This window comes from Roseibium sediminicola (assembly GCF_023156505.1).
GTDB lineage: Bacteria > Pseudomonadota > Alphaproteobacteria > Rhizobiales > Stappiaceae > Roseibium > Roseibium sediminicola.
This window is the reverse complement of record NZ_JALNMJ010000028.1, coordinates 1-15,461: the sequence shown is the minus strand read 5'-3', so window position 1 is coordinate 15,461 and position 15,461 is coordinate 1. Positions and strand designations below refer to the sequence as shown.

The window sequence follows — 15,461 nt, the reverse complement described above, 5'->3', positions numbered from 1 at the left end:
TCAATACAGCCTGAGCAATCCCTCGGAGGTGGCTTCTTCCAGAAGCGCCTCCGGGCTTTGTGTGAGCTTCCCGTGCTTGATCATGGCATCGCCGATGTCGCCCAGGTCATCGGCGTTTTTCCATGTCTCCGGTTGCCAGATCTTTGATCGGATCATCGCCTTCGGACAATGCATGAAGGCGCGCGTCACATGAACGGCCAGCGCCATTGACGGCACCTTGCCGTCGACCCGCATCGTTTCCAAAAGAGCCGCATCCTTGACGATCTTCGCTTCACCGGAGACGCGCAGGGTCTCGCCCTTGCCCGGGATCAGGAAGATCAGTCCGATCCGGGGATCTTTCAAGAGGTTGTGGTAGCTGTCCAGACGGCGGTTGCCCGGCCGGTCCGGTATCGCCAGAAGCGTGTCGCTCAGAACCCGCACGAAGCCCGCCGGATCCCCTTTCGGACTGACATCGAGAACCCCGTCCGGGTCACAAGTCGCGATCAGACAAAAGGGCGCACGGGCAATGAAGTCGCGGCAGAGGTCATCCAGAGTCGTGATTTCCTTGACCCGGACCTTTTCTGGTGCCGTCCCGGCATGCGCCTCCAACTGCTCAAGCGTCTCGATCGTGTCGGTAAAATCCGAAAAAGGATTTCCTGGGTCCGGCATTCTGTCCTCCGGTGTCCTCGCCTGGCCCTGCAAGGGAGTGCAACTCGACTGTCGCGCTTTGACGTCTCGCTGACACGAGTCCCGCCTGCAACCGGAGTTTTTTCGAACTGGCTCTTAATTTCCGGTTAAACTGGTGCTTTCCGACACATCACCGCGAAACGCATAAAGGAGCCGCATTGCCGTACCAAACGCTCAAGATGTAATCTGATAGAACACAATCCCAGGGAGATCTGGCCATGTCCACCGCAGCAGACCGCCGAGCCGCCTTCAAGGCCCTTCATGAACAAGGGCGGGCTTTCCTGATGCCGAACCCCTTCGACATCGGCACCGCCCGGATCCTGGATGGCCTGCGCTTCGACGCCCTGGCCACCTCCAGCGCGGGTTATGCCTGGACACGGGGGGTCAAAGACGCGGAAGGCCTGATCACGCGGGACGACGCCCTGGCTCATGCCGCCGAAATCATCGGCGCCTCCAATCTTCCGGTGAATGGTGATCTGGAAAACGGCTTTGGCGACAGTCCGGACGACGTCGTGGCAACGGTGAAAGGCGCCATCGAGGTCGGATTGGCGGGCTGCTCGATCGAAGACTACAGCCAGGACCCCAGACACCCCTATTATGACCTGGATCTCGCGGTTGAACGAATCAAGGCTGCTGTCGACGCCAAAAACAGGCTGGCGCCCGATTTCGTCCTGACCGCGCGCAGCGAGGGGCCAGTTCAGTCCGACTATGAACTTGAGGAAACCATCAAGCGGCTCAACGATTTCGCGGCGGCCGGTGCCGATTGCGTCTACGCGCCGCAACTGAAGGACCGCGATCAGATTTCCAAGGTTCTGGCGGCGGTCGATGCGCCTTTGAACATTCTCGCGGGCCGCAAGAATTTCCATCTCACCCGCAAGGAGCTGGGCGACATGGGCGTGACACGGGTCTCGATCGGCGCGGGTCTTGCCCGAATTGCTTTTGATGCCTTTATTTCAGCTGCGGAGGATATGAAGGACGGCGGCACGTTCGGCTGTTTCGACCGAGCCGAAACCATGCCGGAAGGCCTGCCCGATTTCGAATCCTTCATGAAAGCGAGGCCCTGACTTTCATGACTGCGGTTGCTGTGCCCAAGGGACTGACCCGGGCGACGCCGGAAGACGCCTCGGGCCTGACGGCGGTCAGCCTGTGGCCCAGTAGGTCAGCACGAGCGGCAGCGTGACCAGCGTCAGGATCGTGGACACAAAGATGAAGCCGGCAACGCCGGGAGCATCGTCGGGCTGGTACTGCGCCACCGCCAGGTAACTTGCGACCGAGGGCGGCATGAAGCACAGCAGCACGATCACGCTTTCGATTTTTGGATCCAGCGTCAAAACGCTCGTCAGGACGAAGGCGGCAATGATGCCATTGACGATATGCAGGCCAGACAGGAAAAAGGCCCGCACGAGCCCACCGGTTTCAAGCGTTGCCAGGCTGTATCCAAGGGTCAGCAGCATGACAGGCACGGCCAGACCCGCCAGGATCGTCAGGCTCTGGTCAACCGGCCCTGGCAGCTTCAGTCCCGTGGCGAGGAGAAACAGTGCGAGCGCGACCGCGTAGACAACCGGCTGACGCGCCAGCGTGGCAAAATCCGGACGCCCCATCGGCAGTGCCTGGCCGATCGTAAAAATGGCGACCAGCACCACGACAACAAAGCCGATGGCAACAGCCGCTCCTTCCGGACCGAAGGCCAGCGTCGCCACCGGCAAGCCGATATTGCCGACATTGATCAGCATCATCGGCGCCAGATAGGCCTTGATGGGCAGACGCAGAATCTTGAGGACGCCAAATCCGAGGATGCAGAGCAGCAGGACGAGCCCCGCGGCGGCGGCCATAACGGTGAGAAAGGTGTGGAGCTGAATGTGCTCCTTGGCCAGGTGCGACAGGATCAGAGCGGGATAACCGACATTGGCGACCAATGCGCCGAACAGCTTCCGGTCGAACGGTGCCCTGATCTTGGCAAGGGCATAGCCGAGCAGAACGCACAGGAGCACCGGCAGCATGACGTTGACGACATGATCGAAGATTGTCGACATCCGCTTTCCCCCTTTCAGGTCCCTGGACCGGAACGCAAATCCTCTCCAAGCCAGACGTCATTCCACCTTCAAGACATTAAGAACCCGTTTGGCGCCCTCTCTGCCCCGCCGGCGGGGGCAAGACGTTACTGGCCTCCAGTTTCGGCCGCCCCGAGAAACGCGAAGTTCCGGGGCGGCTGAAGATGGCTAGTCGGAACTCCACTTCGACTGTTTCTTCTCCTTCATGATACCCCGGACCATCTTGCCAAAAGCCTTATCCTTCGAGCGGCGTTCGGCAAGGCTGGCGGAATTGAAGGCTTCCTCGGCCTTCAGCTTGCGCCATCTCGTCAATCTGGACGGGTCAAGGTCACCTTCGTCGATCGCCGCCTGAACGGCGCAACCAGGCTCGCTTTCGTGCTTGCAGTCCTTGAACCGGCAGGTCGTTGCCAACGCATTCAGGTCCGCAAACAGGTCGTCGATGCCCGAGGCGACGTCGGTCAGCTGCAACTCGCGCATGCCGGGCGTGTCCAGCACCAGGCAGCCGCCCGGAACCCGATGCAGCTGGCGGCGGGTGGTGGTGTGGCGGCCCTTGGCATCGTCCTCGCGGATCGCCTGCGTCGCGATCTCCTCTGTCCCGGCGAGCGCATTGGTCAGGGTCGACTTGCCGACGCCAGAAGAGCCCAGAAACGCAACGGTCTGACCGGGCTTGCACCATGCGGCCAGCTTTTCGCGCGGTTCCGTACCCCTTGCATCCAGCGTGATGACCGGAACAAGGTCCGAGATGGCCCGGGCCTGATCGAGATAAGCCTCCGGAACGTCGGCAAGATCAGATTTCGTCAGCACGATCACCGGCGTGATCTCAGCCTCGAAGGCCAGCGCGATGTAGCGTTCCAGGCGGGCGATGTTGAAATCGGGATTGCAGGAGGAGACCACAAAGGCCGTCTCGATATTGGCGGCGATCAGCTGGATCTGCCGGTCCGAGCCGGGTGCGCGCCGCTTCAGCAGGCTCTTGCGCTCCAGAACAAGGCTGGCCGCCGGCTGGTCCCGGTCCAGAAGGACCCAGTCGCCCACCGTTGCCTCGATGCGCGGCGGTATGGTCGCGTCGATGCCGTCGCCGATCAAATGCAGCGCATTGCGATGGACTTCGACAACCCGAACGGGCGGGGTCTGCTCAAGCGCGTCGGCGCTGGTCTGCTGGGTGAAAAAGGGTTGCCAGCCAAGCGCCTGAAGAGGCGTTACCTGCTGATCTTGCGGATTCGGTTTTGGGGCCGAAGGGAAAAAGTCGGAATAGTTCCGTGGCATTGGATGTCTCGTGATTTAAACACATGTAATCAGGCGCCCGCGCCGGGCACCGGTTCATGTATTTTCGGCTCTCCGCTCTTTAAGAGAGCCGGATCACGCAATCTCTGACATCAAGTCTCCATGGTCGCACGACATGTGCGTGCCTTTCAGGTAGCCGCTGCCTGACGGGTTTTCAAGCCCGCCGGCGCTTATTCCGGCCGCTCGCCGACATAGGCTGCCCGGGGGCGGATCTGTTCGGGAGCCGCATATTGTTCAAGCGCATGGGCGATCCAGCCGGTCATGCGCGCGGCGCAGAAGATGATCTTGCCGGCGTCCCGAGGCAAATCATAAGTCTTCTGGATCGCCGCCAGTGCCAGATCGACATTCGGCGCGACGCCGAACAAGTCCCGGGCGACACCGACCAGGCCGGGCAGGCGCTGGACGAAAGGGTGGTCCGGCTCGCTTCGGTAGAGAACCTTGAGCAGGCATTCCGCGCGCGGGTCCTCATCGCCGTAAATGGAATGGCCAAAGCCGGGCAGGGGTTCGCCGCGGCTGAGCCGGTCGGACAGTTTTGCCTCAATGTCGGTTTCGGGTGTCACCGTCGACAGCCAGGCGGTCGCCCGGTCGGAGGCGGCGCCGTGGCGCGGCCCGGCAAAGGCCCCAAGTCCGGAGATGAGCGCGGCATGCAGTGGCGCCCTGGTGGAGGCGGCGCAACGGGTAGCGAAGGCGCTGGTGTTGAGTTCGTGATCGGCGCACAGCACCAGTGCGGCTCGGATGACGTTTTTCGCCGAGGACGACACGCCGAAGGCCTTGGCGATCTGGCTGTGGATCGGCACCGCGACCGGGTCCGCGTTCAAAAGCACCGCCACGGAATAGCGCAACAGCGCCGCGCCCTTGGCCTGCAGAAGTTTCGGTGCCTGGGTGTAGGCAGCGCGGTCCTGAAGCGGCCAGGCGGCGAGCCCCATCATCAGCCGGTCGAGCGCCCCGAGACCGGCGGGCAAGTCCGGCGGCGGCAGGGGCGCCTCCTCGGCAAAAGGATCGCGCTCGGAGTTCCAGAGCAGCGTCGCCACGGTTTCCAGTGTCGAGGTTTCCGCCAGATCGATTGCCCGCCGGCCCCGGTAGACAGGACCTTCCTCGGAAATCAGCGTGAGCTCCGTTTCCAGCACCGGATCGCCGGTAAGCGGGCGGGCGCCGGTGTGATCGTCGGCCGCCCGGCGTCCCTTGAGCCGGCGCACCTCGGCGGCATCGTAGCGGCGTTTCTTGCCCGGCCCGGCGCTGGAGGTAATCAGACCCCGGCTGACATAGGCATAGAGGGTGGCTGGCTGGACGCCGAGCTCGGCGGCCGCCTCGCGAGCGGAAAGATAAATCGGCTTGGTCATAACTTGATTTTATGTATCAATATTGATCAATGCAATTGTCTTCTTCTATCTGGCCTCCAACCACAAAGGAGAGACCCATGACAGAAGCGCCAAGTCCCGCCCGGATGACCCCGGACCCGATTGCCGGTCTGGAGGGGGTCGTCGCAGCCAACACAGCCCTCAGCCATGTCGACGGCCAGAACGGTATTCTGATCCTGCGCGGCCAAAGGATCGAGGAAATCGCCGGCAAGATGCCGTTTGAATCGGCCGTTGCCCATCTCTGGCGGGATTTCGATATCACGGGTGCGTCCGCTCTCAGAGCTGCCTTCGGCGAAGCGCGCCGGTCGGCCTTTCAGGTGGTGCCTTTGCTGGAGGCGGCATCCCCGGAACTTTCCGTCTATGAGCGCATGCAGCTCGGGCTCGCGGCCCTGCCGGTCACCGGCGAAATCCCGGCGGCAATCGCGGTCAGCGGTGCCCTTCCGGTGTTTCTGGCCGCGTCCCACCGGATCGCCAACGGGCTGACACCGCTCGCTCCGGACAGCACCCTGGAAACGGCCACCGACCTGTTGCGCATGTTGTCCGGGGAAACGCCGCCTGAAGCCCATGCCGATGCGCTCAACCGCTATCTCGTCACCATCCTGGATCACGGCCTCAACGCCTCGACCTTCACGGCCCGGGTGATCGGTTCGACCCAGGCGGACCTGAAACAGGCCGTGCTCGGGGCCATGGGCGCGCTCAGCGGCCCGTTGCATGGCGGCGCGCCTGGACCGGTGCTCGACATGATCGATGCCATCGGCACTCCGGAAAACGCGGACGCCTGGATCACGGATGCGCTGGCGCGCAAGGAGCGGTTGATGGGGTTCGGCCACCGCATCTACCGGACCCGGGATCCACGCGCCGACGTTTTGAAGGCGGGCCTGCGCAAGCTCGGCGCCGACAATCCGAAGGTGCGGCTTGCCGAAAGCATCGAGAAGGCAGCCCTTGCCGCTCTCAGAAAGGCCAAGCCGGACCGGCCGCTGGACACCAATGTGGAGTTCTATACCGCAGTCCTTCTGGACGCGATCGGCATCGACCGGACGCTGTTCACGCCGCTCTTTGCCACCGGCCGCACCCCGGGCTGGTGTGCTCATGTGCTGGAACAGCAGGCGACCGGCAAGCTGATCCGGCCGTCCTCGCGCTATGTCGGGCCTCAACCCGCCTGAGCGTCTTCAAGGGTCCGCGTCCTGCTGTTCAGGCGGTAGATCATGTCGCGGACCCACATATGCACTGGCGAACGATGATTGACCGCCGTCCAGACCAGCCCGATCGTGACCGAGGTTTCGACCGGGCAGGCGATCGTCCGGAGCCCGGCACTGACGGCTTTGGACAGACGCTCCGGGACGGTTGCGACAAGATTTGAGCCGCGCACCAACTGCTCAAGGCCGGCCGGGCTCGGCACCCGCAGGACAACCTTCAACTCCCTGCCCAGCCTTTCCAGTTCGATCAGGTAGCGCGAGCGCCACTGGCCGCCATAGGTGACCAGCACATGATCGAGGCCCAGATAATCTTCCAGGCTCAACGGCTCGTCCGCCATCGGATGGGCCGGGTCCAACAGACAGACATAGCGGTCCCGGTAAAGGTCACGCCTGTAAAACTGCGGGTCCGAGCGCTCAAACGGTCCGATCAGAAGATCGGCCTCGTTGCGCATCAGGCGTTCATGGCCGATCCCGGATGCATCGATGATTTCAAGCTCCAGATTTGGCGCTTCCCGTGTCAGCGTCTTGACGATGTCCGGAATGATCAGGACGCGTTCATAGAAATTGCAGGCAATGACGAATTTCTGCGCTGCCGTTTTTGGGTCGAACTCGGGCGGCGCGGTCAGTTGCCGGAATTCCACCGTCAGCCTCTTGGCCTGCTGGACGATGTCCTCGCAGCGCTGCGTTACGTGCAGGCGCCGCGACTGGCGCACGAACAGCGGGTCCTGGAACACCTCCCGCAGCTTGTTGATCGTATAGCTGACGGCCGACTGGTTGACGCCGAGTTCCTCGGCGGCCCGGGTGAAGGACCGGAACTGGTGCACCCAGATCAGAACCTGCAGGGCGCGAAAATCGATGTCCAGCGGATCGACGGGTTTCGTCACAGGTCCTCCTTCCGGCAGCTGTGCCGTTTCCAGGCAGTAAAATCAAAAAATTAGATCGCAACTATAAAGTCAATCGCATTGCTTGATTTTATGGGGGCGATCTACAGTCGCCTTCTGCCGGATTTGGGAGGAGAAGGCACATGGCGGTCGCACCGGTCAATGAGACCCTGACCCTGGCGGACCTGACGCGGGATCCCTATCCGGTCTACCGGCGGATGCGCGCTGAGACGCCAATTGTGGAAGTCCCGGCTGCGCGCCGGATCTTTCTGACCAAGGCGAAGCACACCAAGATGGTGAAGGACGATCCGGAACTGTTCAGCTCCGACGATCCCGTCACCCCGATGCGCCGGGCCTTCCTGGCGCATACGCTGATGCGCAAGGACGGCGAGGAACACCGGCGCGAACGCATGGCCATGCAGCCGGCCTTTTCGCCCAAGGTCATCAAGACGGACTGGGCCGATCTCTACCGGACCATAGCAACCGACTATCTGGACCGGCTGCCGCGCGGCGAAACCGTGGACCTCTTTACCGCGCTGTGCGGGCCGATCGCGGCCCGGATCCTGGCGCATATTCTGGGTCTTGACGAGGTCAGCGACGCGGACATGCAGCGCTGGTCGCAGACCCTGATCGACGGCGCCGGCAATTTCGGCTTCGCGGACGAGCCATTCGAAAAATCCGATGCGGCCAATGCCGAGATGGACGCGGTCTTTGACAGTCTCCTGGATCGTCACCGGGCGGAGCCGAACAATTCCGCCCTCTCGGTGATGCTGAATGCGAAAAACCCGATTCCGATGAGCCAGGTCTACGCAAACATCAAGATTGCTATTGGCGGCGGCATCAACGAACCGCGGGACGCGCTGGCGACCATCCTTTTTGGGCTTCTGACCAATCCGGACCAGCTGGAAGAGGTCAAGCGTCAGGAAGCCTGGGCGGAAGCTTTCGAGGAGGGCGTTCGCTGGGTCGCACCGATCCAGGCCTCGTCGCGCCGGGTCACGCGCGATCTTGAAATCGACGGGATCGACATTCCCGAAGGCGTGACGCTGATGACCATCCAGGCTTCGGCCAACCGGGACGAGGACCTTTACGAGGACGGCGAGAGCTTCAACGTCTTCCGCAAGAAGGCGCCCCACCAGGCCTTCGGCAGCGGGCCGCATCATTGCGCCGGCGCCCATATTTCTCGGCGGACCGTGGGGGAAATCCTGCTGCCGATGCTGTTCGAGCGCTTTCCGAACATGAAGCTGGACAGGGCGGAGGATGTCGTCTGGAGCGGCTTCGGCTTCCGGGGGCCGTTGAACCTGCCGGTCAGGCTGAGCTGAGGAGGAAAACCATGGTCCAGATCACCTTCATCCAGCCGGACGGCGGCCAGACCACACTCGACGCCGCAGAAGGCGCCAGCGTGATGGAGACCGCCGTCAACAACGGCATCGACGGCATTTTCGCCGAATGCGGCGGCGCGATGATGTGCGCCACCTGCCATTGTTATGTCGACGAGGCCTGGGCCGGCAAGACCGGCGCGCGCGTTGACGGCGAGGAAGACATGCTGGAATGCGCAGCGGCGGAACTGCGCGAAACCTCGCGCCTGTCGTGCCAGCTGAAACTCAGCAGCGAGCTGGATGGGCTTGTCGTGCATTTGCCGGAAGAACAGGCCTGAGCACCGCGCGGGAGCAAGCTGCGGGCGGGCGAGACAAGAAAGGGAGGAAATCATGCACAAAAACAGGAAATTGAGGCTGGCCGTCGCTGGAACCATCCTGGCTGCCGCCGGCCTGCTGGGGGGAACATCAGCACCTGCGGAGGCTGCGGACGTGACGCTGCGCCTGCACCAGATGCTGCCGGCCCAGGCGAGCGTGCCGAAGAACATTCTTGAACCGTGGATGGCCAAGATCAACGAAGAATCCAATGGCCGGATCGAAATCCAGCACTTCCCGTCCATGCAACTCGGCGGCAAGCCGCCGGAACTGATCGACCAGGCCATCGACGGCGTCGCCGACATCGTCTGGACCCTGCCCGGTTACACGCCCGGCCGGTTCCCGCGGACGGAAGTGTTCGAGCTGCCCTTTGTCATGACCAATGCCGAGGCCGTCTCGCGCGCCTTCTGGCAACTGGCCGAGGAAACCATGCTGGAGGAAGACTTCAAGGACATGAAGGTGCTCGGCCTCTGGGTGCACGGACCCGGGCTGATCCATTCCAAGGAGCCGATCGACAGCCTGGACGATCTCAACGGCGTCAAGCTGCGCGCACCCACGCGCGTCACCAACGACATGTTCAAGTCGCTTGGCGCGACGCCGGTCGGCATGCCGGTTCCGGCGGTTCCCGAAGCGCTTTCCAAGGGGGTAATCGACGCCACTGTGGTGCCGTGGGAGGTGACCGGAGCGCTCAAGATCAACGAGCTGGTCAGCAACCACACGGATTTCGGCGATGATCCTCTCTACACGGCCGCCTTCGTGCTGGCGATGAACCGGGCCACCTATGACGCGCTTCCCGATGACCTCAAAGAGGTGATCGACCGGAATTCAGGCCTGGAACTCTCCGCCTTTGCCGGTAAACAGATGCAACTGGACGATGCCGGACCGCGCGATGCGGCGGTTGCGGCAGGCGGCAACATCATTGAGCTTTCTGATGAAGAGATCGCGCGCTGGAAGGAAGCCGCCGCCCCCACCAGGGAAAAATGGATCGTCGAGATGGATGAGAAGGGTCTCGACGGCAGCAAGCTCTATGAGCGGGCGATGGAGCTGATCGCCGAAAACACGACGCAATAGCCGGTCCGGGTGGCGCCGGCTCCCCCACAGGGCCGGTGCTTTTTTAGCCCACGCACGGTTTGCCATCGCGACGTCCGTGCGTTGCGGGCCGGTTATCCGGGCGTTCCGAAACATGCAGCTCGGAGCGCCCGGATCTTTTTTTGCGTGTGCGTTAGTTCGCCATCTCCGCTTCGCGTACGGCGAGCTCAATTTCTTCGACCAGGCCCTGTTCCAGACCAAGCCGCGCGGCAAGCATCTGCAGGTAAGCCTGTTCGGCCGGATGGTCCGGATTGATGGCAAGCCGCGAAGCGGCGTAGATCTCGGCAGCCGTTTCCTGGCAGGTAGCACTGGCGACGACCTTGTCGAGGTCAAGCGGCGAACGCAATTCGTCCATCAGAAAAGCCTTGGCCTCGCTGTCGAGGCCGGCCTCGTCGATCTTGGCGAAGATCCTGTCCTGTTCATCCCGGTCGATATGACCGTCGGCCTTGGCCGCGGCAATCATGGCCGAGAGCAGGTCGATCGCGACCTGGTGTTCGCCGCCCGGATGCTCGCACGGATCGAAGGCGGTGCCGCGCGGCGCCTCGATCGGGATCGGCTCGTCCTGCGGATATTGCGGGCGCGGGGCATTCTGCTGGTTGGCCTGGTGCCCCTGATAGGCCTTGTAGGCAAGGCCCGCCACCAGCGCGAGGCCGCCATAGGTAACCGCCTTCTTGCCGAGCTTGCGGCCGCTTTTGGTGCCCAGCATCAGCCCGGCGAGGCTGCCCAGCGCAAGGCCTCCGCCCTGGGATGACAGAAAATCCTTGCCCTGGGAGAGCAGGTCTCCCGAACCGCCTCGGCCGGAGCCGCGCTGGCCGGATGGGCCGCCGGCCTGGCTTCCCAGAAACTGATCCAGCAAGGATTTTGCGTCGAACATTCTTGGCTCCTCAAAATGATCCCTGACACGGGCAAAACTCACCGTCCTATCAAATGGGATTTTCTGCAAGCTGCGCAAGTTTGCGTTACATCTGCTTGACGACGGCCGGGCTCAATCAACGCGAACCGGCACATGCGAGGTTTGATTTGATCCGAAACGTTCCAGTGCGACGGCTTCTCCCGGTGTTTCTGCTCCTGGCGCTGACGCTGACGCTGCCAGAACCGACTGCCTCGGCCTTTTCCGTCAACGATGCCGCGGATGCCTATGCCCCGTTTGACAGTGAGGGAGGGAGCCTCCAGTTCGCGAAGATCCTGGCGGAAGCGGGCGAAAGCACAACAGGCCGCCTGTTTGCGTTTCACGTCAAGGGCTGTTCGCCGGAAACCAGACCGGACGCGTCCGTGACCATCCACGCCGTCCAGGACAGAGGCCTGCCGCGCGGCGAAGACTATCCGACCTATGTCCTGGTCTCGAAAGGCGCTGCCGGACTGCCTGAATTGATCTTCAGGACCCACGCCGGCAAGCGGCTTTACATGGCCGACAGCTTTTCGTGTCAGCCGGACACCTGTCTCCTGTCCGCGCAGCAGGGTTACACCGACATCTGCCTGTCGGACCCGTTCGGCAACGCCGCACCGGACCTGCCTGGGCTGCGCAAGGATTTCTGGTCGGACCTGATCAAGCTGTTCGGTCTTTGACCCTCTCTTTCAGGACGATCCGAGCGGCAAAAGATTGTCGTCCTTCAGTGTCTCCATCGCGATCGACGAGCGCACATGGTGGACCGCTTCCTGGGGCAAGAGCTCGTCATTGATGATGTTGCTGAGCGCTTTCAGGTCCGCCACCACGATTTTGAGCATGTAATCGAGATCGCCGGTCAGCGTATGCGCCTCTTGCACTTCCGGCATGGCTTTCACCATGTTGCGGAACTTGCGGGCGTTTTCCTTGGAATGCGCGCCAAGCGTGACCCCGACAAAGGCCGTGACCGTCAGGCCCAGCGCTTCCGGGTCGAGCGCCGCGCGGTATCCGCGGATCACCCCGGCCTCCTCCAGCTTGCTGCGCCGGCGCGACACCTGGCTGGCGGAGAGGCTGATAATCTCGCCGAGTTCGGCATTGGTCAGAGCGGCATTGTCCTGCAGGGCCGCCAGCAATTTCACATCAAAGCCATCCAGAGCAACAGTCATGCGCAAACTCACTTCTTGACGCACATTGTGTGCAACATCTTACGCGAAAACACGTGGATTGCACACACACTGCGCGTAGCTACCGGCATCCTGTGAGAAATGAATTCCTTCGAGAGGACTGCCAGCCATGGGACCGTTTCCGCATCATGCACCGCCTGCCGAAATCACGCCGGAAAACCCGGCCGGAACGGACGGCTTTGAATTTGTCGAATTCTCCCATCCGGACCCGGCGGCGCTGGACGTTCTGTTCCGCAAGATGGGCTATGTGCCGGTCGCCAAACACAAGTCCAAGAACATCACGCTCTACCGCCAGGGCGACGTTACCTATGTGCTGAATGCCGAGCCGGGCAGTTTCGGCATGAAATTCGTCGACACGCACGGCCCGTGCGCGCCTTCCATGGCCTGGCGCGTGGTCGATGCCAAACAAGCCTTCGATCACGCCGTTGCCAAGGGCGCAACACCCTATGAAGGGGACGACAAGACCCTGGACGTTCCGGCGATTGTCGGGATCGGCGGTTCGCTGCTTTATTTTGTCGACACCTATGGCGACAAGGGCTCGGCCTATTCCAAGGAATTCACCTGGCTGCGCGAGTTCGATCCGAAGCCGGAAGGCGTGGGTTTCTATTATCTCGACCACCTGACCCACAATGTCTATCGCGGCAACATGGACAAGTGGTGGGACTTCTACCGCGACCTGTTCAACTTCAAGCAGATCCATTTCTTCGACATTGACGGCCGTATCACGGGCCTCGTCAGCCGGGCGATCACCAGCCCCTGCGGCAAGATCCGCATTCCGCTGAACGAGTCCAAGGACGACACCAGCCAGATCGAGGAATACCTCAAAAAATACAACGGCGAGGGCATCCAGCACATCGCCGTCGGCACGGACGATATTTACGACAGCACCGACAAGCTGGCCGAAAACGAGCTGAAATTCATGCCCGGCCCGCCGGAGACCTATTACGAGCGTTCCCACAAGCGCGTGAACGGTCACAGCGAACCGATCGAACGCATGAAGCGCCACGGCATCCTGATCGACGGCGAGGGCGTCGTCGATGGCGGCATGACCAAGATCCTGCTGCAGATCTTCTCCAAGACCGTGATCGGTCCAATCTTCTTCGAATTCATCCAGCGCAAGGGCGATGAAGGCTTCGGTGAAGGCAATTTCCGCGCCCTGTTCGAATCGATCGAGGAAGATCAGATCCGACGCGGCGTGCTCAAGACTGAAGCCGCCGAGTAATCCCACTTGCCGGTTGCTTTGGAAGGCCGCTTTTCCCGCAAGGAGAAGCGGCCTTGATCTTTTTGGGGACTGGATCATCGGACCCGGGGAACCGCCTCCACACACCCGGGTGTCATCCCGGACGCAGCGAAGCGGAGATCCGGGACCCACTCATTTCCAGAGCAGAATTTTTGTGCAGCAGCCTACGCGGCAGATATCCGGAGGCTTGCGCAAGCGGCGCGGCGAGCAGGCCCCGGCTCAAGGCCGGGGTGACACCTGAGCGGGCTGCGAGTGTGTGACCAACTGGCCAAACTGCCAACCAAAAAGCCTTTTCAGCCAAGGCTTCCCGGCAATCCGTAAAAAAGCTTATGTTTTTTCGAGACAGCAACAGATTGATTTCATTTCCCTTTTCCATCCCAACAGCACATTGGGCACGAGTCTTTAAACGAATTTTCCATTCGTTAAGGAAGAAGTCGGAGGGGCAAGGGTTTTACTGACAGAGGCTGCCGAGTAGGCCCTCTGTTGCATTGTCTAAGCACAAACTCTTATACCTCCGCGCCCACGCGGAGGTTTTTTTTGCGCTCAGGCCTTCACCTTCGCTTCCAGAACGTCCCAGACCATCTTGGCGACGTCCGGGCCGCCGAGATTGCGGATAGCGCGGATGCCGGTCGGGGCGGTGACGTTGATCTCCGTCAGCATGCCGTCAATCACGTCGATGCCGACCAGGATGAGGCCTTTTTCTTTCAGCGATGGCCCGAGCCGGGCGCAGATTTCGCGTTCGCGATCGGTCAGGTCGCTGTCGGTGGGCGCGCCGCCGCGGACCATGTTGGAGCGGAGGTCTCCGGCCGCCGGCACCCGGTTGACCGCGCCGGCAAATTCCCCATCGACCAGCAGGATGCGCTTGTCGCCGTGTTTCACATTCGGCAGGAACTGCTGGATCACCCAGGGTTCGCGGAAGGTTGCGGCGAAGAAATCGTAGAGCGAGCCGTAATTGAGATCGTCCTGCGTGATCCGGAAGACGGCCGCGCCGCCATGGCCGAACAGCGGTTTCATGACGATGTCGCCATATTCTTCCCTGAAGAAATCGATTTCCGCCCGGTCCCGGGTGATCAGCGTCGGCGGCATCAGGTCGGGAAATTCGGTGACAAACAGCTTTTCCGGCGCGTTGCGGACCTCGGCCGGATCGTTGACCACCAGCGTTTCGGGATGGATCTTCTCAAGGATATGCGTCGCGGCGATATAGGAGAGATCGAAGGGCGGGTCCTGGCGCATCAGCACCACGTCGATGTCGCGCATGTTGAAACGCTGTTTTTCGCCGAGCGTGAAGTGATTGCCCTTTTCGTCGCGAACCTCGACCGGCTCCAGCGCGCAGAAGACATCATCGCCGCGCTGCGCCAGGCGGTCGGGCGTGTAGTGGAAGAGCGCGTGGCCTCGCGCCTGCGCCTCCAGCATCATCGCAAAGGCGCTGTCGCCGGCAGTGTTGATGGTCGAGATATGGTCCATCTGGACCGCAACTTTCAAAGCCATGAGGCAACTCCCGGCGGGCGGCGCTTCAGCGCCATTGGGATTTCAGAACGGTTGGTCCAGATATGCGGTGCGGGTGGACGAATGTCCAGAGGGGGCGGTGTCAGGCAACAGTGGACAGGCCCCGCCAGGCCTCTCGCAACCTTCGTCATTGCCGGACTTGATCCGGCAATCCATGCCGTTGCCTTGCCCCGAATGCCCGACAGACCCTTTTGAACCGGAACGGCATGGATCCCATGGTCAAGCCATGGGATGACGTCGTGAAAGAGCAGAAGGCATGCGGAAGCGGGGACCCAGGAACCCTCATCATTTGTTGCAGCCAAACAAACACCTAAGAGGAGTCCTGTTGGGGTGGACGGCCCCTACGGCATCGATGTGCCAGAATGAGGTTGTTGATGATCTCAAACGATGGAGCCGTCCATGAAGAATATTAGCCGTGTTGGAATGGATACGTCCAAG

General features: G+C 61.8%; 15 protein-coding genes. 7 read left to right on the top strand and 8 right to left on the bottom strand.

What is annotated here, in order from left to right:
* Window positions 1-648 carry an MSMEG_1061 family FMN-dependent PPOX-type flavoprotein gene (locus M0H32_RS25855; protein WP_248159339.1) on the bottom strand — a complete coding sequence of 216 codons (648 nt, stop codon included), beginning with the start codon at window positions 646-648 and terminating at the stop codon, window positions 1-3.
* A 236-nt stretch (window positions 649-884) separates the two neighbouring features.
* Between M0H32_RS25855 and M0H32_RS25850 the strand changes: the two genes are divergently transcribed.
* Window positions 885-1,730: an isocitrate lyase/PEP mutase family protein gene (locus tag M0H32_RS25850; protein WP_248159338.1), complete on the top strand. Its 846-nt coding sequence runs from the start codon at window positions 885-887 to the stop codon at window positions 1,728-1,730.
* 75 nt (window positions 1,731-1,805) lie between these two features.
* Here M0H32_RS25850 and M0H32_RS25845 read toward each other — a convergent pair whose 3' ends face one another.
* The 3 genes from M0H32_RS25845 to M0H32_RS25835 all read right to left on the bottom strand — a co-directional run bounded on the left by M0H32_RS25845 (window position 1,806) and on the right by M0H32_RS25835 (window position 5,338).
* A complete protein-coding gene (locus M0H32_RS25845; protein ID WP_248159335.1) occupies window positions 1,806-2,699 on the bottom strand; it encodes an AEC family transporter in 894 nt (297 codons plus the stop codon).
* A gap of 186 nt (window positions 2,700-2,885) precedes the next feature.
* On the bottom strand, window positions 2,886-3,980 hold the full coding sequence (rsgA, locus tag M0H32_RS25840) for a ribosome small subunit-dependent GTPase A (RefSeq protein WP_248159332.1): 1,095 nt from the start codon (window positions 3,978-3,980) through the stop codon (window positions 2,886-2,888).
* A gap of 188 nt (window positions 3,981-4,168) precedes the next feature.
* Complete coding sequence (locus M0H32_RS25835) at window positions 4,169-5,338, bottom strand: citrate/2-methylcitrate synthase (protein ID WP_248159329.1); 1,170 nt, start codon at window positions 5,336-5,338, stop codon at window positions 4,169-4,171.
* A gap of 77 nt (window positions 5,339-5,415) precedes the next feature.
* Between M0H32_RS25835 and M0H32_RS25830 the strand changes: the two genes are divergently transcribed.
* Window positions 5,416-6,519: a citrate synthase/methylcitrate synthase gene (locus tag M0H32_RS25830; RefSeq protein WP_248159327.1), complete on the top strand. Its 1,104-nt coding sequence runs from the start codon at window positions 5,416-5,418 to the stop codon at window positions 6,517-6,519.
* On the opposite strand, the gene M0H32_RS25825 is transcribed toward M0H32_RS25830, so the two are convergent.
* Window positions 6,507-7,436, bottom strand: coding sequence for a LysR family transcriptional regulator (locus M0H32_RS25825; RefSeq protein WP_248159324.1), 930 nt, complete (start codon window positions 7,434-7,436; stop codon window positions 6,507-6,509). The two genes, M0H32_RS25830 and M0H32_RS25825, sit on opposite strands and share 13 nt — an antisense overlap.
* A 140-nt stretch (window positions 7,437-7,576) precedes the next feature.
* On the opposite strand from M0H32_RS25825, the gene M0H32_RS25820 reads away from it, so the two are divergent.
* Genes M0H32_RS25820 through M0H32_RS25810 form a run of 3 tightly spaced genes read left to right on the top strand, consistent with a single transcriptional unit; the run spans window position 7,577 to window position 10,192 of the window.
* On the top strand, window positions 7,577-8,752 hold the full coding sequence (locus tag M0H32_RS25820) for a cytochrome P450 (protein ID WP_248159320.1): 1,176 nt from the start codon (window positions 7,577-7,579) through the stop codon (window positions 8,750-8,752).
* An 11-nt stretch (window positions 8,753-8,763) separates the two neighbouring features.
* A complete protein-coding gene (locus tag M0H32_RS25815; RefSeq protein ID WP_248159317.1) occupies window positions 8,764-9,087 on the top strand; it encodes a 2Fe-2S iron-sulfur cluster-binding protein in 324 nt (107 codons plus the stop codon).
* Window positions 9,088-9,139: 52 nt separating this feature from the next.
* Window positions 9,140-10,192, top strand: a complete 1,053-nt coding sequence (locus M0H32_RS25810; protein WP_248159314.1) for a TRAP transporter substrate-binding protein — start codon at window positions 9,140-9,142, stop codon at window positions 10,190-10,192.
* A gap of 151 nt (window positions 10,193-10,343) precedes the next feature.
* Here the strand turns inward: M0H32_RS25810 and M0H32_RS25805 are convergent, their stop codons facing one another.
* The gene (locus tag M0H32_RS25805; RefSeq protein WP_248159310.1) at window positions 10,344-11,084 is read right to left on the bottom strand and encodes a tellurite resistance TerB family protein; all 741 of its coding nucleotides are present in this window, start codon (window positions 11,082-11,084) and stop codon (window positions 10,344-10,346) included.
* Window positions 11,085-11,248: 164 nt separating this feature from the next.
* Between M0H32_RS25805 and M0H32_RS25800 the strand changes: the two genes are divergently transcribed.
* On the top strand, window positions 11,249-11,776 hold the full coding sequence (locus M0H32_RS25800) for a hypothetical protein (protein ID WP_248159307.1): 528 nt from the start codon (window positions 11,249-11,251) through the stop codon (window positions 11,774-11,776).
* A 9-nt stretch (window positions 11,777-11,785) separates the two neighbouring features.
* On the opposite strand, the gene M0H32_RS25795 is transcribed toward M0H32_RS25800, so the two are convergent.
* A complete protein-coding gene (locus M0H32_RS25795; protein WP_248159305.1) occupies window positions 11,786-12,259 on the bottom strand; it encodes an Lrp/AsnC family transcriptional regulator in 474 nt (157 codons plus the stop codon).
* A gap of 127 nt (window positions 12,260-12,386) precedes the next feature.
* On the opposite strand from M0H32_RS25795, the gene hppD reads away from it, so the two are divergent.
* A complete protein-coding gene (gene hppD, locus M0H32_RS25790) occupies window positions 12,387-13,499 on the top strand; it encodes a 4-hydroxyphenylpyruvate dioxygenase (RefSeq protein WP_248159303.1) in 1,113 nt (370 codons plus the stop codon).
* Window positions 13,500-14,060: 561 nt separating this feature from the next.
* Here hppD and gshB read toward each other — a convergent pair.
* Window positions 14,061-15,005: a glutathione synthase gene (gene gshB, locus M0H32_RS25785; protein WP_248159301.1), complete on the bottom strand. Its 945-nt coding sequence runs from the start codon at window positions 15,003-15,005 to the stop codon at window positions 14,061-14,063.
* Between the last annotated feature and the right edge of the window lie 456 nt (window positions 15,006-15,461).